At 51.2% G+C, this 25,422-nt stretch carries 21 protein-coding genes; 10 read left to right on the top strand and 11 right to left on the bottom strand.

Annotated elements, in window-relative coordinates:
* Positions 1–36: 36 nt before the first annotated feature.
* The 3 genes from guaA to ACQY8X_RS00340 all read left to right on the top strand — a co-directional run bounded on the left by guaA (position 37) and on the right by ACQY8X_RS00340 (position 3,586).
* On the top strand, positions 37–1,617 hold the full coding sequence (guaA, locus tag ACQY8X_RS00350) for a glutamine-hydrolyzing GMP synthase (protein WP_428033152.1): 1,581 nt from the start codon (positions 37–39) through the stop codon (positions 1,615–1,617).
* 58 nt (positions 1,618–1,675) lie between these two features.
* Positions 1,676–2,950, top strand: a complete 1,275-nt coding sequence (locus tag ACQY8X_RS00345; RefSeq protein WP_428033151.1) for a helix-turn-helix domain-containing protein — start codon at positions 1,676–1,678, stop codon at positions 2,948–2,950.
* A 189-nt stretch (positions 2,951–3,139) separates the two neighbouring features.
* Positions 3,140–3,586, top strand: coding sequence for a hypothetical protein (locus ACQY8X_RS00340; RefSeq protein WP_428033150.1), 447 nt, complete (start codon positions 3,140–3,142; stop codon positions 3,584–3,586).
* Between the two features lie 368 nt (positions 3,587–3,954).
* On the opposite strand, the gene ACQY8X_RS00335 is transcribed toward ACQY8X_RS00340, so the two are convergent.
* On the bottom strand, positions 3,955–4,623 hold the full coding sequence (locus ACQY8X_RS00335) for an OmpA family protein (RefSeq protein WP_428033149.1): 669 nt from the start codon (positions 4,621–4,623) through the stop codon (positions 3,955–3,957).
* Positions 4,624–5,129: 506 nt separating this feature from the next.
* On the opposite strand from ACQY8X_RS00335, the gene tadA reads away from it, so the two are divergent.
* Entirely contained in the window at positions 5,130–5,639 is a 510-nt protein-coding gene (gene tadA, locus ACQY8X_RS00330) for a tRNA adenosine(34) deaminase TadA (protein WP_428033148.1), read from the top strand.
* 17 nt (positions 5,640–5,656) lie between these two features.
* Here tadA and ACQY8X_RS00325 read toward each other — a convergent pair whose 3' ends face one another.
* A complete protein-coding gene (locus tag ACQY8X_RS00325) occupies positions 5,657–6,832 on the bottom strand; it encodes a M14 family zinc carboxypeptidase (protein ID WP_428033147.1) in 1,176 nt (391 codons plus the stop codon).
* A gap of 170 nt (positions 6,833–7,002) precedes the next feature.
* The gene (gene mltF / locus ACQY8X_RS00320; protein ID WP_428033146.1) at positions 7,003–8,466 is read right to left on the bottom strand and encodes a membrane-bound lytic murein transglycosylase MltF; all 1,464 of its coding nucleotides are present in this window, start codon (positions 8,464–8,466) and stop codon (positions 7,003–7,005) included.
* 163 nt (positions 8,467–8,629) lie between these two features.
* On the opposite strand from mltF, the gene purL reads away from it, so the two are divergent.
* Entirely contained in the window at positions 8,630–12,532 is a 3,903-nt protein-coding gene (gene purL / locus ACQY8X_RS00315) for a phosphoribosylformylglycinamidine synthase (RefSeq protein WP_428033145.1), read from the top strand.
* Positions 12,533–12,635: 103 nt separating this feature from the next.
* On the opposite strand, the gene ACQY8X_RS00310 is transcribed toward purL, so the two are convergent.
* The 5 genes from ACQY8X_RS00310 to ACQY8X_RS00290 form a co-directional block, all read right to left on the bottom strand.
* On the bottom strand, positions 12,636–14,507 hold the full coding sequence (locus ACQY8X_RS00310) for a TonB-dependent receptor plug domain-containing protein (RefSeq protein ID WP_428033144.1): 1,872 nt from the start codon (positions 14,505–14,507) through the stop codon (positions 12,636–12,638).
* A 223-nt stretch (positions 14,508–14,730) separates the two neighbouring features.
* On the bottom strand, positions 14,731–15,123 hold the full coding sequence (locus ACQY8X_RS00305) for a rhodanese-like domain-containing protein (protein ID WP_428033143.1): 393 nt from the start codon (positions 15,121–15,123) through the stop codon (positions 14,731–14,733).
* Between the two features lie 477 nt (positions 15,124–15,600).
* Complete coding sequence (locus ACQY8X_RS00300; RefSeq protein ID WP_428033142.1) at positions 15,601–16,227, bottom strand: OmpA family protein; 627 nt, start codon at positions 16,225–16,227, stop codon at positions 15,601–15,603.
* Positions 16,228–16,339: 112 nt separating this feature from the next.
* A complete protein-coding gene (locus ACQY8X_RS00295) occupies positions 16,340–16,639 on the bottom strand; it encodes a YciI family protein (protein ID WP_428033141.1) in 300 nt (99 codons plus the stop codon).
* A 10-nt stretch (positions 16,640–16,649) separates the two neighbouring features.
* Positions 16,650–17,207: a septation protein A gene (locus ACQY8X_RS00290; protein ID WP_428033140.1), complete on the bottom strand. Its 558-nt coding sequence runs from the start codon at positions 17,205–17,207 to the stop codon at positions 16,650–16,652.
* Between the two features lie 38 nt (positions 17,208–17,245).
* Here ACQY8X_RS00290 and ACQY8X_RS00285 point away from each other — a divergent pair, with 38 nt between their 5' ends.
* The 4 genes from ACQY8X_RS00285 to rluB all read left to right on the top strand — a co-directional run bounded on the left by ACQY8X_RS00285 (position 17,246) and on the right by rluB (position 20,225).
* Positions 17,246–18,121, top strand: a complete 876-nt coding sequence (locus ACQY8X_RS00285; protein WP_428033139.1) for a PHP domain-containing protein — start codon at positions 17,246–17,248, stop codon at positions 18,119–18,121.
* A gap of 49 nt (positions 18,122–18,170) precedes the next feature.
* Positions 18,171–18,791: an L-threonylcarbamoyladenylate synthase gene (locus ACQY8X_RS00280; protein WP_428033138.1), complete on the top strand. Its 621-nt coding sequence runs from the start codon at positions 18,171–18,173 to the stop codon at positions 18,789–18,791.
* Between the two features lie 90 nt (positions 18,792–18,881).
* Positions 18,882–19,268: an H-NS family nucleoid-associated regulatory protein gene (locus ACQY8X_RS00275; protein ID WP_428033137.1), complete on the top strand. Its 387-nt coding sequence runs from the start codon at positions 18,882–18,884 to the stop codon at positions 19,266–19,268.
* Positions 19,269–19,379: 111 nt separating this feature from the next.
* Positions 19,380–20,225 carry a 23S rRNA pseudouridine(2605) synthase RluB gene (rluB, locus tag ACQY8X_RS00270; RefSeq protein ID WP_428033136.1) on the top strand — a complete coding sequence of 282 codons (846 nt, stop codon included), beginning with the start codon at positions 19,380–19,382 and terminating at the stop codon, positions 20,223–20,225.
* A gap of 113 nt (positions 20,226–20,338) precedes the next feature.
* Here the strand turns inward: rluB and ACQY8X_RS00265 are convergent, their stop codons facing one another.
* From ACQY8X_RS00265 to ubiG, 3 genes are read right to left on the bottom strand one after another with little or no spacing between them, the layout of a single operon-like run.
* Complete coding sequence (locus ACQY8X_RS00265; RefSeq protein ID WP_428033135.1) at positions 20,339–21,079, bottom strand: YciK family oxidoreductase; 741 nt, start codon at positions 21,077–21,079, stop codon at positions 20,339–20,341.
* Between the two features lie 22 nt (positions 21,080–21,101).
* The gene (locus ACQY8X_RS00260) at positions 21,102–21,782 is read right to left on the bottom strand and encodes an HAD family hydrolase (RefSeq protein ID WP_428033134.1); all 681 of its coding nucleotides are present in this window, start codon (positions 21,780–21,782) and stop codon (positions 21,102–21,104) included.
* A 3-nt stretch (positions 21,783–21,785) separates the two neighbouring features.
* A complete protein-coding gene (gene ubiG / locus ACQY8X_RS00255; RefSeq protein WP_428033133.1) occupies positions 21,786–22,511 on the bottom strand; it encodes a bifunctional 2-polyprenyl-6-hydroxyphenol methylase/3-demethylubiquinol 3-O-methyltransferase UbiG in 726 nt (241 codons plus the stop codon).
* Positions 22,512–22,755: 244 nt separating this feature from the next.
* Between ubiG and gyrA the strand changes: the two genes are divergently transcribed.
* A complete protein-coding gene (gene gyrA / locus ACQY8X_RS00250; protein WP_428033132.1) occupies positions 22,756–25,413 on the top strand; it encodes a DNA gyrase subunit A in 2,658 nt (885 codons plus the stop codon).
* The last annotated feature ends 9 nt before the right edge of the window (positions 25,414–25,422 follow it).

Below are 25,422 nucleotides of genomic sequence, written 5' to 3'. Positions count from 1 at the left end.
TGAATGGGTATTGGCGATGATTTCGGAGTCATCGAAATGTCACAAGATATTCATGCTCAACGAATTCTGATTTTGGATTTCGGTTCGCAATATACTCAGTTAATCGCCCGTCGTGTACGAGAGATCGGCATCTACTGTGAGATTCATCCATGGGATATGGATGAATCGGCGATCCGGGAATTTAGTGCCAAGGGCATTATCCTGGCTGGTGGCCCGGAGTCCGTTACTGAGTGTAACTCACCGCGCGCGCCCCAACTCGTGTTTGAACTGGGTATCCCGTTGCTGGGTATCTGCTACGGTATGCAGACCATGGCTGAACAGCTGGGTGGCAGTGTTGTGACCTCTGATCAGCGCGAGTTTGGCTATGCCAAGGTGCGTCTGGAAGATAGTCCGAGCCGTTTGCTGGAAGGGATTGAAGATCAGATTGCCAATAATGGTTCCCTGCTGCTGGATGTCTGGATGAGTCACGGTGATAAGGTGGGAACCCTGCCAGAGGGCTTTAACGTAATCGCCAGCACCGCCAGTGCGCCAATTGCGGCGATGTGCCATCCGGGCAAAGATTTCTATGGCGTGCAGTTCCATCCTGAGGTGACCCACACTAAGCAGGGCGGTCGTATTCTGGAGCGTTTCGTTCGCGAAATCTGTGGCTGTGACGCCCTCTGGACCCCTGCTAATATCATCGCTGATCTGATTGATAAAGTACGTGACCAGGTAGGCGATCAGAAAGTACTGCTGGGCCTTTCTGGCGGCGTGGATTCATCGGTTGTGGCGGCATTGCTGCATAAAGCGATTGGCGATCAGCTGACCTGTGTGTTTGTTGATAACGGTTTGCTGCGTAAGAACGAGGGTGATCAGGTAATGGACATGTTCGCCAAGAACATGGGCGTTAAGGTTATTCGTTCCGATTCAGAAGAGCTGTTTCTGGGCCGTCTGCAGGGCGAAAAAGATCCTGAAGCCAAGCGAAAAATTATTGGCAACACCTTTATCGAAGTGTTCGATGCAGAAGCGACAAAACTGACTGAGGTTAACTTCCTGGCGCAGGGCACTATCTATCCTGACGTGATTGAATCTGCGGGTGCCAAGACTGGTAAGGCCCATGTGATTAAATCCCATCATAACGTTGGCGGTCTGCCTGACGATATGAAGATGGATCTGGTTGAACCGTTGCGTGAGCTGTTTAAGGATGAAGTCCGCAAAATTGGTCTGGAACTGGGTCTGCCATACGATATGGTTTACCGTCACCCATTCCCGGGGCCAGGTCTGGGTGTGCGTATACTCGGTGAAGTTAAGAAAGAGTATGCAGACATTCTGCGTGAAGCCGATGCGATCTTCCTGGAAGAGCTGCACCGTGCCGACTGGTATCACAAAACCAGCCAGTCATTTGCCGTATTCCTGCCGGTGAAGTCGGTTGGCGTGGTCGGTGACGGCCGCCGTTATGAGTACGTGATTGCATTGCGGGCTGTTGAAACCATCGACTTCATGACCGCTCGCTGGGCGCACCTGCCGTATGAGCTGCTGGAAACGGTTTCCAGTCGTATTATCAATGAGATCCCGCATGTATCCCGCGTGACTTACGACGTCAGTTCTAAGCCGCCTGCGACTATTGAATGGGAATAATCAGGATTCACATTGATTGATAAAAAGCTCTCGCTGGCGTTGCTGACCGGGGTATAGCGTGAACACACTGTTTGCGGTGCTTTACCTCCTGGGAACAGCGCAGGGGGTAATGCTCTCAGTGGCGCTGCTCTCCAGTCATGATGAGCGGCGCAGAGCCAATCGCTATCTGGGGCTGTTAACCCTGCTATTTTCCGTGGCCCTGGCCGACTATGTGCTGGACTACGTTGGCCTGACGGCGACTTACCCATGGGCGCGCACTCTGCAATGGCCCAAAGAGTTCTTCTACGGGCCGCTCATCTATTTCTATGTGCGTGAACTCTCTCTGCCCAACCCGCCGCAGCTGCGCGGGCGGCAGTGGCTTCACTTCGTCCCGGCCGGGCTGCACGTGATCATCAGCTGGTCGTTGTTGACGCTGAGTGGCGAAAGACAACTGGGGATTTTAACCGATGCGCCCAGGGTGGGGGATAAGTGGCTGTGGATGATTTTTGGCCCCATAGAGCAGACGGTTACCATGTTGGTGATTCTGCTCTATCTGTTTATCAGCCTGAAGCTGCTGCGCGCTCACGCCCGGCGTGTGTTAGAGACCTATTCCTACACCGATAAACTGAGTCTGGATTGGCTGCGCCACCTGATTATTGGCTTGATCTCGATCTACTTAATCTGGGTGTTGCAACTCTTGAGCCCAACCTCTTTCTGGGAAGAGGTATTGCAGGCAGTGCTGGGTCTGGGGTTTGTGGTGCTGATCTACTCCATGGGTTACAAGGGGCTGCGGCAGCCACATATCTTTCACCTGGATCTCTCTGTACCTGCGGTTCGATCCTCGACATCGGCTGTCGTGACCGGGGCCGGGCAGCCAGCTGTGAATGAAGCCGGTGCCGGTGAACTCGATGGCGGGATCGGGAGGGCGGAGAAGACACGTGCTGAGAGCGCTGCTTCGTCATCTGCCGATAATAAGTACAGTAACTCTCCGCTGTCGATGGAGCTGTCGCAGGCGTTGTTAGAGGAGCTGAAAGCGCTGATGTTATCTGAGCGCCCCTATCTCGACAATCAGCTCACCCTGCCGCAGTTGGCCGCGATGCTCAATATTTCGGCACACTATCTTTCTCAGGTGATCAATCAACAACTGCAGATGAACTTCTTCGATTTCATCAACGGGCATCGGATTGAGTCATCGCTGGCGATGTTGCAGCAGGCGGATGAGACCGGAATGACTGTGCTCGATATTGCTATGGCGTCCGGTTTCAACTCCAAATCGGCTTTTTACAGCGCTTTCAAAAAGCATCAGGGGGTGACTCCGGGTGAGTACCGCAAGCGCTTAGCAAGCGCCTGTTAGTACAAAATCTCGCTTTAAATGCTCATTTTGTCTGTTATTTGAGCAGTCTGAGGTTCTGATGGATCGATCAGGACGACGAAAACGCTGAATCATCGTGAAATAGCCCTGTCTCCGGCTCTGACGCCGGATTGAATGACGACTGGCTCTGATGGCTGTCGTCAGCCGTTACTACAAGACTGGAAACTATCTATGAAAATGATGAAACTTATACTCGGCACTTTGCTTGTCTCTACCTTAGGCGCTTGCGCTGGCGTGAACTCTTCTGAACCGATGGCCGGGGAGGGGGAGAAAAATGCCGAGGTGCTCTTTTTCCGGCAAGCGTCTCTGCAGGCCAAGCTGGCCGATGCCTATCTGGGTTCAGGTGGCGGTGACTACTTTACCCAGTTGGGCGAGAAGGAGTACACCCGCTACCCGATGACATCCGGTTGGCATGAGTTTGCGGTGAAAGCACAGGGGAGTGTCTCGTCGTCGCAGAATATTGAGTTCCACGCCGGTAAAACCACCTGTGTTGAAGTGCGCCCCAATACGGAAGACGTTGAGTGGCTGGCAGTGCCTTTCCTGAATGTCCTGATCCCCAGCTTTAAGCTGGATTCGGTCCCTTGCCCTTCGTTGGCGAAACTGACTCAGGTGCAGTGATGCGCGAAGCAACACAGCCCTATCAGGTTCTGTGGGGGCTGTGTTGCAGGTTCCCCATCTTCACACCGATAAGGACGTTGTCCGGGAATTTTAGCGCTGCGGCAGCATGCCCCGACCTGGCCGGGTTTGATCAATGCAAGAAGTGAAGGCCGGAAGCTGGAAAAAATTGAGCAACACCCAGCCAACGAGGAAGAATGGAATGTATAGCTTAAATCCATGGTTCAGGTTTGTTTGTTGATCGTGATTCTTATTGGTCTTTCTCATCAGGGGCGCAGAGGGAAATTACCTGTGTCATTTCCCTCTACTGGTATAACTGGTTTGTAACGCGTCATCCCTGACAGATCTTAATGCTCCTGCGTGACAACTATTTAGTTACTACCGGCGACCGGTTTGGTACCTATCATCTCAATGTCAACACGGCGATCGAGCTGTAAACAGGCCTTGGTTCTTGAGACGGTCATCCCTTTACATTCACCAGTTTCGGAGGGGGCTGTTTCACCTTTCCCTATCGCAGTAATGCTGTTTGCCGGAATCCCTTTGCTGACCAGATAGTCTTTAACTGATAGTGCGCGGCGTTCCGAGAGCTTTTGATTATATACTTCGGAGCCGATGCGATCGGTGTGGCCGGTGACCTCAATGGTCTCATAGGTTGCACTGTTAAGCTGTTGCACCAGGTCGTCCATCAACGCCATGCCCTCAGGTTTCAGTGCGGACTTGTCGAAAGCAAACAACGTACTGCCTGAAAAACTAATTTTTTTGCGTGACGGTGCCGCTGGCGCTGGTGCTGGTGCTGGTGTTGGGGACACAACGGGGGCTGGAACAACCGCAGCTACCGGTTTGTAAGCCGGGTCGCAGGGCTCACGATAACTGGCTGGAGACCATTCACTGATGTGCCAGCACAGACCATCACTGCTCATCACGTTTTTGCCGTTGCTGTCGACCAGATAACCTTCGGCCGTCGCGGTCAGTGGAATCAGCGCTGTTGCTGCGACGGCAACAATCGCCAGTTGTGAAATCTGTTTTCTAATTGGTTTCATGCACTTATTCCTTTAATGAATTTCAAACTGAGTAAATATCCGGGCAATTGGCAGTAAGAGATATCTTGCCAGACGGCTCCACCCTGACTTATTGCGTTTGTTGTCTGCGTAACGCATGGATGAGTATAGCTTATAGATTTGTATCCGGGGCGTCTGTCTGCCACCGAACATAGCATAGAAGGCGCAAACGGAGGCTCCTCTCTACAGGGGGGCAACCCGAGGAGTTAGCAGGAGTTGCGAGATCGACGCGGGTAACTGGAAACAGTTCAGGAGAAACAGAAGGTTGAGAGGAGTAATTTTTATCAGCGTAATGCGGGGGCGAACGGTTGGATATAAGGGTATTCAGGTGCAAAAGGAACCATCCTGATGATCTCTGAGAAGATTTCAGCGTACATTGTCTCAACAGGAGGGGCTTATTTCGCAACGTCCTTAAAGATAAGTGAAATATATTTTTCAGGCAGATCAGATGACAGCTGTCCGGAGGTTTTTTTGTTATATTGCACTCTATGAATCAAGACGACGATTTACACTGGATGGAGCATGCGCTGCAGTTGGCACAGCGAGCCGCTGATGCTGGCGAAGTGCCGGTTGGCGCCGTTGTTGTGCTGAATGGGGCGATCATCGGTGAGGGCTGGAACCAGCCGATCTCCGGCCATGATCCAACCGCTCATGCTGAGATAATGGCGCTGCGTGAGGCGGCTGCGAAGATCGCTAATTATCGTTTAGCGGGGGCGACGCTCTATGTCACCATTGAACCCTGTACCATGTGTGCCGGAGCGATTATCCATGCGCGGGTAAAGCGGGTCGTGTTTGGTGCGTCTGAACCCAAGGCAGGTGCCGTTATTAGTAATGCTCTGATGTTTGATCAGTCATGGATGAATCACTGGCCTGAATATACCGGAGGGGTGATGGCGGAACAGTGCAGCGATGCCATCAGTGCTTTCTTTCGTCAGCGTCGCTCGGAGAAAAAGGCTGCCAAGCTTGCCGAAAAAGCGTCCGCTACCCGATCTGAATGATGAGCTTTTAAACACGGCTATAGCGTAGGCTTTTTCTCACGCATACTTTCTTTGCGTGCCAACAGGGTGCCATCACCTTCGGTACGCTGTTTTATCCACTGAATCAGATCAGCCCACATTCTGTCGATATCATGCTGTTTAGGCATGATGCCTGCGTGCTTCAGTTCGATGGTCATTACCGGGATCTGTTTGACAAACCAGCCATAGTTGCCGAGTGATCCGGGGTAAGTGCCAAGCTGTTTCAGCTGAAGCGGGCCGAGATTGCGTGGTGGTGTGATGGTGCCGTCATAATCCAATATCCCATGGGGGGCATGAACTGAAACGATAATATCTGGCTGTAACTCGTCAATCAGTAAGTGAATCGCCTGGGTTTCCGGCTCGCTCAGGGGTTTGGCACCGGGGTAATAGCGGGCTCGTTTTTTGGCGTAGGTTTGCCAGTGTTCGATAGGATCAATTGCGGTTTCAGCAGGGATAAAGTTACGGTTAAGATCGACATGGTTGGCATTGACCCGGGTGGATTTTTTTTGCAACAGCCCGTCCGGGTTAGTCAGGGGCATAAAGTGCCAGTCATACACCCCGCTGTGACTTTCCTGCAAAATTTTCAACCATTTAAATGAGATACTGACGCTGGAGTATTCATCGCCGTGGATACCACCGAGAAACAGGATTCTGGGGGCATCTTCCCGCTTTGGGGATGCCGGGAAATGTTTTTCTAGCAGGGGTAAATGATGGTTTGAGTAGAAGCGTGGTGGCGCAAACGCTGCGTTAAGGCACTCTTCAGCGGAGACGCTGCTTAGTTTTTCACCGATCCGATTACAGATTTCGATGACCTCCTTATCAGGGCCTGTTTCTGCTTGAGTGACTAGGCTTTTCTCTGCTGGGGGGGCCGCCTCTGAGGTTTCTGTTTGCGCCGTTGCAGGGGGCGTTTTTACTGCAGCCTGGCTGTCTTCTTGCGGGGCGGTGCTGTCCGGAACGTCAGTTCTGGCCGCCGTGGTCGCTGGTGTATCGGAGACTTTGTCTAGCGTCTGCAGGGAGGGGGGCGGGGCTGGATTTACGTCAGGGTTGCCGGTTTCTGGTTTTTCGTCCGCAACACTTGTCGGTGCCGACGTTAATGCGCTTTCTGCCTGGGGCGGCGTTTCTGTCGTATAGAGTGACAACGGGTCTGCTGGTTCGGCAAATCCAGGTGCACCCATGCTGAGAGTTAGTCCGGCGACAAGTATCGTTATAAGTCGAAGAAACATGGGGTCAGGCTTACTCTGCAGATAGTTTAGGCAAGCATTGTAATTGGCTTTTCGGCGGATGTGGAGATCCGCTGGTGCGATTGATGAAAAAAGAGCGCGGAACCCCCATCAAATCAACGTTATTAAAGTGTTGAGGGGATGGTATCAATCATCTCCTGGACGGCATCTGCACCATTATCCTGAGGCTGTCCCGGCATGACGATTTCGCCCTCGTTTTCGGCTGGGCTCAGTGGCGGTTTAGCCGCTTCAATCCTGGCTTTGCGCAGCTCCCAGTCGAGCAGGTCATAATAGTTGCGGATGTTTTTGACATAGAGAACGGGCTCATAACCCCGGGCATATCCATGGCGAACGGTCTGGAAATACTCTTTCTGGGTGAGCAGTGGCAGGAACTCTTTGACATCACTCCATTTGTCGGGATCCCTGCCCGCCCGGGCGGTGAGGACCCGGGCATCTTCAAGATGACCATAACCGATATTGTACGAGGCCAGTGCAAACCAGATGCGCTCTTTTCCCTGGATTCTGTCAGGGATCTTACCCATCACTTTTTTCAGATAATGGGCGCCGCCCATGATGCTTTTAACCGGGTCGGTACGGTCTTTGACGCCGACCTCTTTGGCTGCAGCCTGTGTCAGCATCATGATCCCTTTTACTCCGGTAGGTGACACGGCATTGGGGTTCCAGTGGGATTCCTGATAGGCGATGGAGGCGAGCAGGCGCCAGTCGATATCGGTCTCCTGTTCCGCCATCATGAAATACTGTTCCAGGTTACAAAAACGGGTTTCCAGATCGCCGCGAAAGGTTTCAATATCAACATAGCCGAGTCTGGTTTGTCGGGTGAGGTATTTCTTTTTCAATTTGACCAGAAGGTCCTGGGTTGCCGGACGTTCAAAAAAACGTTCAGTGGCGCGCTGCAAACTCTGATCGCTTTGCTTAATCAGCAGCCAGGCAACCGGGTTGGGTGTACTCAGAACCAGTGATTTCTTCAGTCCGGGGAAATAGGATTTCTGGGCGTCAAATATCAGATCATCACTGACGGTATAGTCGATCTCCTGCTCATAGACATCTTCAAGCAGCTCGGTGACACTGCTGGTAGTGGTTTCCTGCCACTTCAGATAGCTGTAGGTTTTTTTCAGGGAGCGTAACAGTTCGGCATGGCTGCTATTCGCGATCACCTTGATGCTTTTGTTCTCAAGGTCTGCAATTGTTTTTGGCTCAGGTTTGCCCTGGGTAACACGGTAGATGAGTGTTGGCGTTGAGTAGGCGTATGCGGGTGAGAAGCGAAAACTCTGTTTACGTTCCTCGGTAATGGTCAGTCCGGCTGCGGCAATATGTGCGCTGCGATTTTTCACCAGGGTGAATATATCACCAAAGGTATCCGGGATGATCAGCTCAAGTTCGACACCCAGGTAATCGGCAAACGCCTTGAGCAACTCGTATTCAAATCCGGTGGGTTCACCGTTGTTATCCTGATAGTAGGTTGTCGGTGTATTGCGGGTGGCAACCCTGAGTATTCCGGTTTTCTGGATCGAATCAAGCTGAGTATGATTACTCTGGTTATAGAGCAGTAGTGCAGCGAAAAGCGACACTGAAATCAGTAGGAAAAGTAGCTCTTTAACGTGAAATAAATTTATTCGCATAAGAAAATGGGCTTTTTCTGGTAACCAATCCGCTATTTCAGTAAAATTCGGCCTTAATTTTCTCCTACATACAACCTATCTGTTAGACACACTCAAGAGGCTTGAAACTAACATGCTGGTACTGCGTGGAGCGCCTGCTCTTTCTGCTTTTCGTCACGATAAGCTGCTGTCTGCCCTGAAATCACGAATTGCCCATATCACCGGTGTTTATGGTGAGTATATGCATTTCGCGGACCTGGAAAAAAATCTGTCGGATCAGGAGCGTAACACGCTTGAGCGTATCCTCTGCTACGGCCCTAAAGCTAAAGTGGAAGAGCCATCAGGTCAATTGATTTTAGTCATACCCCGTCCAGGTACTATCTCTCCCTGGTCGTCTAAAGCGACGGATATCGCCAGAAACTGCGGACTGCAGAGCATCAAACGACTGGAGCGCGGGACTGCCTATTTTGTGCATTCTGAGCAGCCACTGAGCGATGCGGAGCTGGATGAGGTGCGTGCTGTGCTGCATGATCGCATGGTTGAGGCGACGCTTAACGCGGTCGATGATGCATCACAACTGTTCCGTGCTGATCAGCCAGCCCCTTTGACACTGGTGGATATTCTGGCGGGTGGACGTGATGCGCTGGTGAAAGCCAACACCGATCTGGGTCTGGCTCTGGCGGATGATGAGATCGATTATCTGGTCGACAGTTTTATCGAGTTGGGGCGTAACCCGGCAGACGTAGAGCTGATGATGTTTGCTCAGGCAAACTCTGAGCACTGTCGGCACAAGATTTTCAACGCTTCCTGGGATATCGATGGTGAAGCACAGGAGAAATCGCTGTTCGCGATGATCCGTAATACCAATGAGCTGGGGGGGGAGAATATTCTTTCTGCTTACTCTGATAACGCCGCAGTGATGGTGGGTTCAGAGGCGGGGCGTTTTTTCCCTAATCCTCAGACCAAAGAGTATGGCTACAATCAGGAAAGCATTGAGATCCTGATGAAGGTTGAGACTCACAACCATCCGACCGCGATTGCGCCGCACTCCGGTGCAGCCACCGGTTCCGGTGGTGAGATCCGTGATGAGGGTGCGACCGGTAAAGGCTCTAAGCCAAAAGCGGGTCTGACTGGCTTTACGGTGTCTGACCTGAAAATTCCGGGCTTTGTACAGCCTTGGGAATCTGATTATGGCAAGCCTGAACGGATCGTCTCGGCGCTGGATATTATGCTGGAAGGCCCCATCGGCGGCGCGGCGTTCAACAATGAATTTGGTCGCCCGGCGCTGAATGGATATTTCCGTACCTTCGAACAAAAGGTTAACGGCGCGGCGGGTGAAGAGGTGCGTGGTTATCATAAGCCGATCATGATCGCCGGTGGTTACGGTAACATTCGTACGGATCACGTTGATAAAGGTGAGATCGAAGTCGGTGCCAAACTGATCTGTCTGGGTGGCCCTGCGATGCAGATCGGTCTGGGCGGTGGCGCTGCCTCTTCAATGTCTTCAGGTACTTCCTCTGCGGATCTGGATTTCGCTTCGGTACAGCGGGATAACCCGGAACTGGAGCGGCGCTGTCAGGAAGTGATCGATCAGTGCTGGCAGCAGGGTGATGCGAACCCGATCGCCTTTATCCATGACGTGGGTGCTGGTGGTTTGTCCAATGCGTTCCCTGAGTTGGTTAAAGATGGCGGTCGTGGCGGTAATTTCGAGCTACGCAACGTTAATAATGATGAACCAGGTATGTCTCCGCTGGCGATCTGGTGTAACGAAGCGCAGGAACGCTATGTGCTGGCGGTACAGCCTGAAGATATGGCACGTTTTGAAGCGATCTGTGCCCGTGAGCGTTGTCCCTATGCGATTGTTGGTACTGCTACGGATGAGAAACATCTGACCCTGAGCGATGCCCATTTTGGCAACAAGCCGGTTGATCTGCCGATGAGCGTACTGTTTGGCAAGCCGCCTAAAATGCACCGCTCGGTTAATCGTATCAGCTATGAAGTCCCTGCCTTTGATGCCAGCACCGTTAATCTTAAAGAAGCGGCTAAACGGGTGCTGAATCTGCCCGCAGTTGCTTCAAAGTCGTTCCTGATTACCATCGGTGACCGCTCAATTACCGGTCAGGTAGCGCGTGATCAGATGGTCGGTCCATGGCAGGTGCCGGTGGCTAACTGTGCGGTAACGACAGCATCGTTTGATACCTATGCGGGTGAAGCGATGGCTATGGGTGAACGGACGCCGCTGGCGCTGGTTGATTCGCCTGCGTCTGGCCGGATGGCGGTGGGTGAAACCGTGACCAACCTGGCATCCGCCCGCATCAGCGACATTATCGATATCAAACTCTCTGCTAACTGGATGTGTGCTGCGGGCCATCCGGGTGAAGATGAAAAACTTTACGACACCGTTAAAGCGGTGGGTATGGAGCTGTGTCCACAGCTGGGAATCACCATTCCGGTAGGCAAGGACTCCATGTCGATGCGTACCGTATGGAACGATGCCGGTGAAGATAAATCGGTAACCGCGCCGACCTCGCTGATTATTACCGGTTTTGCCCCGGTACTGGATGTCCGCAAAACCCTGACACCGCAACTGCGAACCGATATTGAAAACACCGACCTGATCCTGCTGGATCTGGGTAACGGTCAGAACCGGCTGGGTCTGTCTGCGCTGGCGCAGGTGTACAACGAAGTGGGCCAGGATGTCCCTGATGTGGATGACCCTGAACAACTGGTTGCCTTCTTTACGGCTATTCAGGAACTTAACGAGCAGGGGTTGCTGTTGGCATACCATGACCGTGCCGATGGTGGTTTGTTTACCACCATTGCCGAGATGGCATTTGCCGGACATACCGGTGTCGACATCAATCTGGATATGCTGGCGACTGACAGTTCTGAATTTGCTGCGGCGCTGTTCTCAGAAGAGCTGGGTGCGGTGATTCAGGTTAAACGCGATGATATCGAACGTGTGCTGACTGAGTTGAATGCAGCGGGTCTGGCCGAAATCACCAAGGTGATCGGATCGGTTAATATGGACGACGAGTTGCGGGTTCATTTCGATGATGAAGAGATCTACTCTGAGTCCCGTACCACACTGCAGCGTACCTGGGCGGAAACCTCTTACCGTATGCAGTCTCTGCGGGATAACTCAGTCTGTGCCCAGCAGGAGTTTGATGGGCTGCTGGACAAGCACAATCCGGGTCTGACTGCCGAGCTGACCTTTGATCAGAACGACAATGTGGCAGCGCCCTATATTCAGACCGGTGTACGGCCGCAGATGGCGATTATTCGTGAACAGGGCGTTAACGGTCAGATCGAGATGGGGGCGGCATTTGACCGGGCCGGTTTTGCTGCCGTCGATGTGCACATGAGTGACATTCTCGAGGGACGGATCGATCTGGACCGCTTTAAAGGCCTGGTTGCCTGTGGCGGTTTTTCTTACGGTGACGTGCTGGGCGCGGGTGAAGGCTGGGCTAAATCGATTCTGTTCAATAGCCGGGCACGGGATCAGTTTGAGGCGTTCTTTAATCGCGATGATAGCTTCGCGCTGGGAATCTGTAACGGCTGTCAGATGCTGTCACAGCTGAAAGAACTGATTCCAGGCAGTGATCACTGGCCTCGATTCTCTCGCAACCTGTCCGAGCAGTTTGAAGCCCGGGTGGCGATGGTGGAGGTGCAGCAAAGTCAGTCTGTCTTCCTTCAGGGAATGGCTGGGTCGCGGATGCCAATCGCGGTGGCTCATGGTGAGGGGCGTGCCGAGTTTGCTGATCAGACCCATCTGGCGAATCTACAAAGCTCTGGTACGGTAGCGCTGCGCTATGTGGATAACTACGGCAAGGTGACTGAAACCTATCCAGCTAACCCGAATGGCTCGCCTGTGGGGATCACTGGTGTGACCACCACCGATGGCCGGGTTACTATCATGATGCCTCATCCGGAACGGGTGTTCCGTGCGGTAACTAATAGCTGGGCGCCGGATCAGTGGCAAGAGGATGGCGCCTGGATGCGGATGTTCCGTAACGCCCGGGTATGGGTGGGGTAATCTGCTAGCTGTTGCGTTGCCAGCCTGATAACGTTATTCAGGCGTCAGGCAGAGAGAAAAAACGCGCCCTGTTGGCGCGTTTTTTGATAACAGTCTCCGGCTTTTAAAAGCTCAGATCGATGCCCGCATAGTAATAGCGCGACCCCGGATCTTGTGGCGTGCCGCGTAGCTCCATATTCTCCGGCAGTTCCCGGTTAAGCAGATTATCGATCCCTGCCATCAGTTGCACAGAGTGATTGAGCTGGTAGTTCAGATGGGTATCCACCGTGGTAAAGTGTGAGTCATAGGGTGACATTAAATTGCTGGGTGTAGCGTAGTAGTAACCCGTATAGCGAAACCTGATACTACTCGACCATGCAGAACTCCATTCTGAGTCAAGGGATACCCGGCTTTGCCAACGAGCACGTTCGGTCAGACGTTCATGGGTAGTGGCATCTCTGGCATCCAGATACTCCAGTGATCCGCTGAGCTTCTGTTGATCGGTCAAAGCATAGGAAAGGGTTGCTTCTGCACCTTCCAGTGTCGCTTTATCAATATTGGTGTACAGGTAGGTTTTGGTACAGCTAAAGCCAGGACAGACACCTGATGTACTATTCAGTTCTGCGGCGATCAGCTGGTCTACATCGGAGCGGTACAGTGTTAGTTCCAGAGCACCGCGATCCAGTTGATATCCAAGGCTAAGCTCATAACTGACCGATTCTTCTGGTTGCAGATCCGGGTTACCATTGATGATGCTGGTGCCATAACCGTTGCGGGTAAACGTGGAGTACATCTGCACCAGAGAGGGGGCGCTGAATGCTGTACCGTAGCTCCCTCTTATTTTCCATGGCCCATCGCTCCAGGAGAGGGACAGGCGGGGGTTGGTTGTGCTTCCGAAATCATTGTAGTTGTCATGACGAATACCGACGGTCAGGTTAACACTGTCTGTCAGGCTCCACTGATCCTGCAAAAACAGGTAGTAGTTATCACGATCAACGGATTGGGTGTTGATGCTGATATCGACATCGTCCTGGCGGTAGCCCGCACCGAGATTATAGAGGTGGATGTCGTTGAACAGGCCCGCATAGCGCCCCTCCAGCTGAGTTTGCCTGAAGTCGGTGCTTTCCTCTCCGGAGCCCCGGTTGACCAGCGCATCGCTATAACCCTGGGAGAGATCCAGATCAAACTGATCCGTATCGAACTGCTGTGTATAGCGGCCATTGAGTTGATAGCGCTTTTCTGATTCAAACCTGCCGCTGTCGTCAGCTTTTTTGTCGTTCTGGTCAAGATACTCTGCCCCCAGGGTTAGCTGAATATCATCCCGCAGATCATACCGGCCACGATAGTTAAGGAAGGTGCGTTGTTCCTCATTCAGGGTGCCGTTATCGTTTTCATAGGGGTTGCGCTGTTTATATTCGATCCCCAGGCTATGGCTACTGCTAGCGGTTACAAAATCACGGCTGGCATGCACAATAACCGTTTCTCGTCCGGCGGGTGATTCGGCTCCGCCAAGGGTCAGGCGGATTCGTGACAGGTCTTTGTCCGCTTTTTGAGTAATGATGTTGATGACACCCCCCAGGGCATCGGAACCATAGAGTGCTGACATTGGTCCCCGCACAATTTCGATACGTTCAATGTTTTGTAGCGAGATGTTATTGACGTTGTTGCCTGCGTATTTCTCAGTCCGGCGCAGTCCATCAACCAGAATGAGCGTGTGTGTACTATTGAAACCACGAATAGAAACCGATGAGCTGGAGCCACCGTCGGTGACCTCCAGGCCGGTACTCTGTTTCAAAACCTCGGCAAGGCTGCGACTGGAAAATGATTCGATCTCCTCCCGGGTGACAACCTCAATTGAGGCATCCACATCCTGTATTGACTGCTCTACCTGTGTCGCGGTGACAACGATGGTGTTATCAACAGAATTTGTAGCTGCTGCTAACGGTGCTGATACGCCGTAGACTCCCAACAACACATATGCTTTCATGTACTTCATAACCTTACATTCCATCAGTGATTTTGACGCTGCTATGGTAAAGCCTGACGATTGGTGGGAGGTGTGACAGAAGCGCGCATGCGTCAATTTGTCGCTTGAACAGAGCTGGAGCGCTTTTGAGTGGGAAGGCTATTAGATTAAAGAGCTAATACGTAGAAAGTTGTTAATAAGTAGCAGAGCTTATTAGAAGGGTGTAAATAGCCAGGCTGGTGGATGGAGCATTTCAGGTCTGCTCTTCTAACGGGAGTTTCAGCTTCCACCATGCCAGCATACCACCTTTAAGTTCCTGAGCATCAAAACCGGCCTTAGCGAGTTTACGGGTCGCGGGTTTGCTGCGATGGGCTGAGAGGCAGATACAGATGACCGGTTTATCCGTCGGCAGTTCACTTATCCGCTCGGCATTGAGGCTGTGAAGTGGCAATGAAATGGCACCGGGAATATGACTTTTATTAAATTCCATTGGCGTACGTACATCAATAAACAGATAGTCATCAATCTGTTGCGAGGCGATCTCAGCTGAGATTGAGGCAACGTTGCCAAGGGGGAGCCAGTTAAGCCAGCCGGGCAAGCCATTGCCATTATTGTTTCCGGGTGTGGTGCTTTTTGGTCTGTTCATCGGTGTACCCAAATATAGCCTTGTTGTAAGTCCACTATGGTCGGTAAACCTGCGGCTAGTCAATCCTCAACCGCGACACTGTCAATGTTATCCCAGCTCCTTTGAAAGCTATGCAGCGCATTCGGTTTCGGTATCGACCGTATTATCTGTAATCGAAGGGTGTCGAGTTGTGCCTGCTTGTTCTCACCGCTCAGTGATTTAAGGTGGTTGCTGGTGATTTTCAGGGGGTGGCTGATGTGTGGTATATACCTTTCTGCAACAGATATCTCTCTGTTGTGTGGCTTGTGGCGCGAAACAGGCCTCTGCGTAGTGTTTTTGTCTCCAGGCCTGGCGTTGATGCGGTATAAAAATGATATAAAAAAACCGAAGATCATACAGTATGCTTGTATGAGCTCCGGTTTATAGCAAACCTTACGGCTACAGTGCGGTAAGGTTATTATTGGCAGCGATTATTGCTGTACTTTTATTGCTGTACTTTTACTGCTGTACTTTGATCTGTTTCTGGCCGCTGATAGATACTTCTACGCGACGGTTCTCTCTCAGACAAGCCTTACGAGATGCGCCTGTGTCAGTACATACCTTAACAGGATTCGCTTCACCGAAAGAGTAGGATACTACTTTGCTGGTTTCGATACCGGCTTTAACCAGAGCTGCATCTACTGCTTCAACGCGACGCTTAGAAAGCGCATCGTTGTATGCGTTGGTGCCGATGGAGTCAGTGTAACCTTTCAGCTCGATAGAGTTCAGTTTAGCCAGGGAGCCCACATAGTTTACGATAGCGCTAACATCATTGACTTTGCTGCTGTCGAAGTCGAAATAAATGATGTGGCTCTCTTGAGCGTCAATCATTTTTGTTACCATTTTAGGTGCCGGGGCTGGAGCTGGGGCTGGAGCAGGTGCAGCTGCGACTGGCTCTGCGCCACACTCAACAGTTTTATCCTCTTCAGTCCAGTAGCTGTGCTGCCAGCACTCACCATAGCTGGTTTTCCAGACAGTGTCGTTAGAGGTGGTAGCATAACCGGCGTTGGTTGGGTGGGCATTAGCTACTGCAGAAATTCCCATTGTCAGAGCCAGAGCGGCAGAAAGTGCAAGCTTCTTCATCATTTACATCCTTATGTTGTAATTTCGTTCTTTTGTCGCCTATTTATACCAGTTCAACCTGAACCTAACTTAAACAGGTTGTGCTGATAGCGGGCATTTAAGCCTAAAAGAGACACTATGGTAAAACTTTTTTGTATGGTTTTACCATCACTTGTCGATAAACGCCTGCTTTTTTATACGGATCCTGATCAGCCCAGGATTGTGCCTCTGCCAGCGAGGGAAATTCAGCGATGACCAGGCTGCCAGTAAAGCCTGCAGGCCCCGGGTCTTCGCTGTCGATTGCCGGGTGAGGGCCGGCCACCAGAAGTCTTCCTTCATCGCGGAGGGCTTCCAGCCGCGCCAGATGGTCAGGCCGTGTAGCCATGCGCTGTTCAAGTGTCCCCGGTTCATCTTCACAGATAATTGCGTAAAGCATTGTATGGTCCTTAGTTATCGCTATGGTTTTCGTTATTGTCAGGTTTAATGTGTTTGGAGATATAAAAGCCCTGTAGCAAAATGAACACCATTGTCAGGCCGAGCATGCCAAACAGCTTGAAGTTAACCCAGGTTTCCTCGCTCATAGTGTAGGCTACGTAAAGGTTTACAGCGCCTAAAATTAGGTAGAATATGATCCAGGCGATATTCAGCTGTTTCCAGGCATTGGCTGGCATATCAATCGTACCGGCCATAAGTCGCTGAATAATAGTTTTCTCACCAATAAACTGGCTGCCCAAAAAGGCGGCTGCGAATAGCCAGGTGACGACGGTCGGTTTCCACTGAATAAATGTCTTGTCCTGAAACAATACGGTTGCACCGCCAAGAATCACAACCAGCCCCAGCGTGACCAGCTGAATCATCTCTATTTTGTGAGTTTTTATCCAGGTATAGAGCATCTGTAATAGGGTGGCAGGAATTAGCACGGCGGTTGCCAGAATAATATCGTCGGTGCTTTTGTAGACAATAAAGAAGATAATGACCGGTAAGAAATCGAGAAATATTTTCATAGCAACTTTTTTTGGTTAGGAAGTGGGTTGATTATAGAGTGAGCCAGTTGAGTTATAAACCCGAAACCTGTGAGGAATTGCCTTTCAGTGACCTTCATTGTCATTCCTGTTTCTCTGATGGTGAACTGACGCCTGCGGAGCTGCTTAAAGGGGCTGCAGATAAAGGGGTTGGCGTATTTGCGATTACCGACCACGATACGGTTGTTGGTGTCGCAGAGTTAAAGTCGGCTGCGCCAGAATATGGCATTCTTGCGGTTGCAGGTACCGAACTGACCTGCCAGTGGGGGCGCAGTATGGTGCATATCATTGGCTTAGGCTTTGATGAATGCCATCCGGCGTTGCTGGATTACCTGAAACAGCTTGATGCATTGCGGCTGATGCGGGCAGGGCTGATTGCCGAGAAACTCTGTAAACGCAATATTCCGGATCTTTTACCCCGGGCGATTGAATTAGCGGGTAATGGTCAGATTGGCCGCCCTCATTTTGCACTGGCCATGGTAGAGGCGGGTGTTGTAAATAATGAGGTGCAAGCGTTTAACCGATATTTAGGTGCGGGCAAAGTTGGCGATGTAAAAGTCGACTGGCCAACAATGGCACAAGGGATAGATATTATTCACCAGGCGGGTGGTGTTGCTGTTCTGGCTCATCCGACTAAGTATAATATGACCTTTACTAAAGTAAGGTTGTTGGTGGATAGCTTTTCTGAGCAGGGTGGTGATGCGATTGAAATAAGCTATCCCGGGGTGGAGTCTGGCCATATGTTGCAGTTGGATAAGCTGGCATCAAAGCATAAAATGATGGTGTCGGCGGGCAGTGATTTCCATAAAAAGCAGTTTCACTGGACTGGAATTGGAAAATATCCCCGTTATAGCAGTAATAATCTCCATGTACTTTCTAAACTGCTTCAGCATTAACTGAGTTTTAAGTAAAATAGATTTATTAACTTTTGTAGAAGGTTTTCCTGTGAGCCAGCTGTTTCAGATACATCCTGAAAATCCCCAGCCACGTCTGATCAGTCAGGCTGTCGATATCATAAAAAATGGTGGAGTCGTTGTTTATCCTACCGATTGTGCTTATGCCTTAGGTTGCCATCTGGGCGATAAGTCGGCAGTGGAGAAGATTAAGCGCATTCGTAAACTGGATGATAAGCATAACTTTACCCTGGTATGTCGTGACCTTTCTGAGATAGGGACTTACGCCAAAGTAAATAATTCAGTGTATCGTCTGTTAAAATCGATGACTCCAGGTGCCTATACTTTTATTTTAAATGCAACGACAGAGGTTCCACGTCGGTTATTGCATCCGAAAAGGCGTACAATAGGTCTGCGAATTCCTCAAAATAATATTGCGTTACAACTAATGGAAGCATTAGGTGAGCCGATAATGAGTACGTCGCTGATTATGCCGGGTGAAGAACTTCCCCTTATTGATCCCTATGAAATCAGGGATCTGTTACAGCATGAAGTTGATCTTGTCATTGATGGTGGTTATTGCGGAATGGAGGCAACATCCGTCATTAATCTCGTTGATGATGTGCCCGTCGTTATTCGTCGGGGTTCTGGTGATGTGTCAGATTTTGAATAAATAAACGTAATTCATTTTTTTTATTGAAAAATAGTATATCTTAATTAATAATTCTTCTGTTCCCAAACTTATTTTTATTGGTGATTTATAATGACCGACTTTGTAAAACTTCTTACCCGTAAAAACTCACTGCGTAAACAGTGCAATGAACTTTCCAGTGCTGATATTGAAAAGGCAATTGCTGATCTGACTGAGATCCTGGAAGAAAAACAGGCGAAGGAAGAGGAGTTACTGGCAGTTGAGCGTGAGCGGGCTGAAAAAATTGAAGCCATTAAACAGAGTATGCAGGAAGCTGGCATCGGTCTTGATGATCTGATGGTTATGGTCGATGCTCCGGTTAAGAAAAAGGTTGCGCCTAAATACCAGGTAACCGATGAAAATGGTGATGTGCACCAGTGGTCTGGCCGTGGTCGTACACCAGCAGCGTTTCAGGCTGAATTTGCCAAGGGCAAAACCAAAGATGACTTCTTAATTTAATCTGTCGTTTCCGCTATTATTGAAAAGCTCTTCGGCGCTACGCCGAAGAGCTTTTTTGTTTATTTTATTATCAGGAGTCTGAGTGCAGGCTTCTTAATGTGAGGATGCGTCGTGATAGACGAAAAACTTCAGAAAGTTTTGGCGCGTTCCGGATTAGGTTCACGTCGTGAGATGGAACGTTGGATTGAAGCTGGCCGTATCTCAGTTAACGGTCAGGTTGCAACGCTCGGCGACAGAATCTCGGTTCGGGATGAAGTTGAGGTTGACGGGCAGGCACAAAAAATGGTGTTCGAGCGCGACAGTGAGCGCCGTGTACTGATTTATAATAAACCGCTGGGCGAGGTTGCCACCCGACACGATCCCGAGGGGCGCTCGACAGTGTTTGATCATCTGCCGCCGCTTAAGCAGGGGCGCTGGATTGCGGTTGGTCGGCTGGATATAAATACCTCTGGGCTGCTGTTGTTCACTACCGATGGTGAGCTGGCCAATAATCTGATGCACCCTTCAGCCAATATCGACCGCGAGTATGCGGTGAGAATTTTGGGGGATGTCGATGAGGCGATGATCGCACGATTGAAAAAAGGCGTTCTGCTGGATGATGGCATGGCACGTTTTACCGATGTGCAGTTCTTCAATGGCGAGGGGGCTAACAAGTGGTATCACGTCTGCATTATGGAGGGGCGTAATCGCGAAGTACGGCGCTTGTGGGAGTCTCAGGAGGTTCAGGTCAGTCGTTTGAAACGGGTGCGTTATGGGCCCTTCTTTCTGCCCAGTGAGGTGAAAGCAGGGCACTGGAAGGAGCTGTCCCAGAAAGAAATTAATATGCTCTCGAGCATGATGGACATGAAGCAGAAGCATAATAAGCCGCTCTCGGTGCAGGATCAGGAAAGTGCTGCGCGTCGGGCTAAGCGGCAGAAGACGCGCCGCTCGGTAGGGCCGAAAAAGTCTGAGCGTTAGTCGGTGCGAAGATATTCGTCGCGGATAGAAAAAATGCAGCTTCAGGTTGCAGTGACCCCCAGTAGTTGGACAACCAACACTGGGGGTTTTTTATGCCTGATCGTTGTGCAATTTTACTGGGCGTTAAGGGACTGACCGTTTACGGCGCGGCTGTCCCGCCCCATCAGGTAGAGGTAAAGCGGCATTATCTCTTCCGGCGTCGGGTTGGTTTCCGGGTTTTCAGCAGGATAGGCGCTGGCGCGCATATCGGTACGGGTGGCGCCAGGGTTGATCGCATTCACGCGGATATTGGGGTTGTACTCCAGTTCGTCAGCCAGTACCTGCATCATCCCTTCAGTCGCGAATTTGGAGACCGCATAGGCTCCCCAGAACGCTTTGCCGGTTCTGCCGACGCCGGATGAAGTAAAGATGATGGAGGCATCTTCTGAGTCGTTGGTTAGTGAGAGCAGGGCTTGTGTCAGCATAAAAGCGCTATTGACGTTAACCTGCATAACCTGCTGCCAGACAACCGGGTCATAACTTTCGATCGGGGTGCGAGTGCCGAGGATGCTGGCGTTGTGCAGAATACCATCGATTCTGCCGAACTCCTGCTCCAGAGTGGCGGCCAGATTATCAAAGGCGACCTCCTCTGCGGTTTCCAGATTCAGGGTGATAATCGCGGCCTGAGGATAACCGGCGGCGTCTATCTCGTCGTAGACTGCGTCGAGTTTTTCCTCAGTGCGGCCGAGCAGGATGACGGTAGCACCGTGAGCCGCATAGCTAAGGGCTGCTGCTCGTCCGATGCCGCTGCCAGCGCCGGTAACCAGGATGATTTTGCCTTGCAGTAAGTTCTCCGGTGCCTGATATTCGTACATGACCGCTCCTCTGTCTGATCGCTTAGTTGTGGCGATAAAGTGTTTCAAGTATGGGGCGGATCTCGCTGGCGTGATCTGCCTGAAAATGGCTGTTCCAGTGGGTAATATCTTCGCCCTCGTCAAGATAACCATAACTGACAGCGATGGTTTGCATGCCCGCATTCAGACCTGCTTCAATATCCCTGCGATGGTCGCCGATATACACCGTGCGCTCGGGTGTGATGCCCAGTTGATTGCAGGCCAGGAATAGTGCTTCCGGGTGGGGCTTTTTCTCTTTGACGTGGTCTGGGCAGATAACCGTCGCGGCTGCAGGTTGCAGGTTGACGCTTCGCATTACCGGTGTTGTATAGCGTTCGGGTTTATTGGTGACAACTCCCCAGGGGATTGTATTTTCCTCTAGCCATCTGAGAAGTTCGGGAATGCCTGCGAACGGTTTGGTTTTAATGTTCAGGTGTTGCAGATAGAGTTCCAGCATCCGTTGGTGCAGAAACTCAAAGTCATCGGCCTGTTCGTTGGTCTGAAAGGCTGCGCTGACCATCGCCCGGGCACCGTTGGAGACATAACCGCGAATGAACTCATAGCTGACGGAAGGGTGGCTCTGTTCAGCCAGCAGCAGGTTGATCACATAGTGAAAATCCGGTGCAGTATCGAGTAGCGTGCCGTCCAGGTCGAATAGCACTGCTTCTGGTAGAAGAGTCTTCATCCCTTAGTCCGGCTTGCGGGTCGCGATCATATAGTTTACATCAACATCTTTGTCGTTGAGTTTGTAAGTTTTGCTCAGCGGATTGTAAGTCAATCCGGTGATTTTCTGACTCTGCAAGCCGCTCTGACGTATCCAGCTGGCCAGTTCAGAAGGGCGGATAAACTTGTTAAAGTCATGAGTGCCTTTTGGTACCAGTTTTAGCAGGTGTTCCGCCCCGATAATGGCCATCATGTAACTTTTAGGATTGCGGTTCAGGGTAGAGAAAAAGACAAAACCGCCAGGCTTAACCAGTCGGCTGCAGGCATCGACAATAGAAGAGGGATCAGGGACGTGTTCCATCATCTCCATACAGGTGACGATATCAAAGCTTGCCGGTTGTTCGGTTGCCAGTTGTTCCACGGTCACCTGGCGGTAGGAGACGTTGACACCACTTTCCAGACCGTGCAATTTAGCCACCTTAAGGGGGGCTTCTCCCATGTCGATACCGGTGACTTCAGCACCGCGGTGTGCCATCGCTTCAGATAATATGCCGCCACCGCAGCCAACATCCAGTACGCTTTTGCCATTGAGGGCAGCAATGCGGTCAATAAAGTCGACCCGTAATGGGTTGATGTCATGCAGTGGTTTAAACTCGCTTTCACGATCCCACCAGCGGCTCGCCAGTTCTTCAAATTTAGCAATTTCCTGGGGGTCGATATTTGCGCCGGTATTGTTCTGCATGTCAGTCATAATTAGCTGCCAAAGGCTGGTGTCTGGTGAAAATTCAGCGCCATTCTAGCACTGCTGGAGAGGCGAATACAGGTTGTCTGATCGGGAACTGCGCAGAACCCTGATTCAGGGGTCCAAGGTCTTAATTTTGCGAGAATATTGCGATTTCTTTATGGTATACTCGCGGGCTTATGGTTTACCGCTTTAAAGGTGGGTTTAACCACTTAATTCTCAGCAGTCAGATTCAAGGATAGCCAGAGCTATTATGGGTGATTTAGCCAGAGAGATTCTGCCAGTTAACATCGAAGATGAACTGAAGCAGTCATATCTGGATTACGCCATGAGCGTAATCGTGGGGCGTGCGTTACCAGACGTACGGGATGGACTAAAACCGGTACACCGTCGGGTGCTGTTTGCCATGAGTGAACTGGGCAACGACTGGAATAAGCCGTACAAAAAATCTGCCCGTGTGGTAGGTGACGTAATCGGTAAGTATCACCCTCATGGTGATAGTGCGGTTTATGACACTATCGTACGGATGGCCCAGCCATTTTCGATGCGTTATATGCTGGTTGATGGTCAGGGCAACTTCGGTTCTGTCGATGGTGATTCGGCGGCGGCGATGCGTTATACCGAGATCCGCATGGCGAAGATCTCGCACGAACTGCTGGCCGATCTGGATAAAGAAACCGTTGATTTCGTGCCCAACTATGATGGTACGGAGCAGATTCCTGCGGTCATGCCGACTAAGGTTCCAACCTTGTTGGTGAATGGTTCTGCTGGTATCGCGGTGGGTATGGCGACCAATATACCGCCGCATAATCTCGGCGAGATTGTGCGCGGTTGTATTGCGCTGATCGATGACCCGAATCTCGGTATTGATGGTCTGATGGAATATATTCCGGCACCGGATTTCCCGACCGGGGCGATCATCAATGGCCGTGCGGGTATCCTGCAGGCCTATCAGACTGGCCGTGGGCGGATCTATCTGCGTGCCAAACATCATATTGAGACCAATGATAAGAACGGTAAAGAGTCGATTATCTTTACTGAGATTCCGTATCAGGTTAACAAAGCGCGGTTGATCGAAAAGATCGCTGAGCTGGTTAAAGAGAAGAAGCTTGAAGGGATTACCGAGCTGCGCGATGAGTCTGACAAAGACGGTATGCGCATCGTTATCGAGCTGCGTAAGGGTGAAAATTCTGAAGTGGTGGTTAACAACCTCTTTATTCAGACCCAGCTGCAGAACGTTTTCGGTATCAATATGGTGGCGCTGGTTGATGGGCAACCACGTACGCTGGATCTGAAGTCGATTCTTGAATGCTTTATTCGTCATCGCCGCGAAGTGGTTACCCGGCGTACCGTTTATCTGCTGCGTAAAGCACGCGAGCGCGGGCACATCCTGGAAGGTCTGGCGATTGCGCTGGCCAACATTGATGCCGTTATCGAGATGATTAAGAGCTCTCCGACACCGGCGGAAGCTAAAGAGCGACTGATTGCAACCTCGTGGCAGCCTGGTGAAGTGACGGTGATGCTGGAGCGTGCGGGCGAGAATGCCTGCCGTCCGGAAGATCTTGAAGCACAATACGGTATGCATGAGGGTGTTTATCATCTGTCACCGGCGCAGGCTCAGGCCATCCTTGAGTTGCGTCTGCATCGCCTGACTGGTTTGGAACATGACAAGCTGATCGCAGAATATCGTGAACTGCTGGAGCGTATAGCTGAGCTGCTGGCGATTCTGAACAGCCCTGAGCGACTGATGGAAGTTATCCGTGAAGAGCTGGAGCTGATTGTTGAAGAGTTTGGTGATGAGCGTCGCACCGATATCATCGCGTCTCAGCAAGACTTTACGGTAGCTGATCTGATCGCTGAAGAGGATATGGTGGTGACCATCTCTCACGGTGGTTATGCCAAGACTCAGCCGCTGACCATGTATCAGGCCCAGCGCCGGGGTGGTAAAGGTAAGTCTGCGACGGCGGTGAAAGACGAAGACTTTATCGAGAGACTGCTGATTGCCAGCACCCATGACACGATTCTCTGCTTCACTAACCTGGGTAAAGTGTACTGGTTGAAGGTGTACGAGATTCCGCAAGCCAGTCGTGCCGCCAGGGGGCGTCCGATCGTCAATATTCTGCCGCTGCAGGAGGGTGAGCGCATCACCACTATCCTGACCGTGAACGAATATGCCGATGAGCACTACGTGTTTATGGCGACATCCAATGGTACGGTGAAGAAAACACCGTTGGAGAACTTCTCCCGTCCGCGTTCTACGGGGCTGATTGCGTTGGCACTGGATGAAGGGGACACGCTGATTGGTGCGGCTATTACTGACGGTACCGCTGAGGTGATGCTGGTGTCCAGTCAGGGTAAGTCGATTCGTTTTGCGGAAGATGATGTTCGTCCGATGGGACGTACCGCTCGCGGCGTTCGTGGTATTAAGCTGCAGGGTGATGCGAAGGTTATTTCACTGATTCTTCCTCAGGAAAATGGACGTATTCTGACGACCAGTATCAATGGTTTTGGTAAGCAGACTGCGGTTGAGGATTTCCCGACCTACGGTCGTGGTGGTCAGGGTGTTATCGCGATGCAGTGTACCGACCGTAACGGTGAGCTGATTGGTGCGGTACAGATGTTTGAAGGCGATGATGTGATGCTGATCAGTGATCAGGGCACATTGGTGCGTACCCGTGGTGATGAGATTTCCGTGCTGGGTCGTAACACTCAGGGGGTTCGTGTTATCCGCGTGGCGGAGGATGAAAACCTGGTCGGTGTTGCACGAATAGAGGAACCTGAAGTATCAGAGGATGATATGCTTGACGGTGAGCTGGTCGACGGTGAGCCGCTGGAGGATGTCTCTGATGCGGCAGACACCGGTGGGGCCTCAGAACCTTCTGAGACGCCAGAGGGTGACACCGACGAGTAACGGTGACGG

This window comes from Amphritea sp. (genome assembly GCF_050300915.1).
Classification (GTDB): Bacteria; Pseudomonadota; Gammaproteobacteria; order Pseudomonadales; family Balneatricaceae; genus Amphritea.
This window is presented reverse-complemented; position numbering and strand designations above follow the sequence as displayed.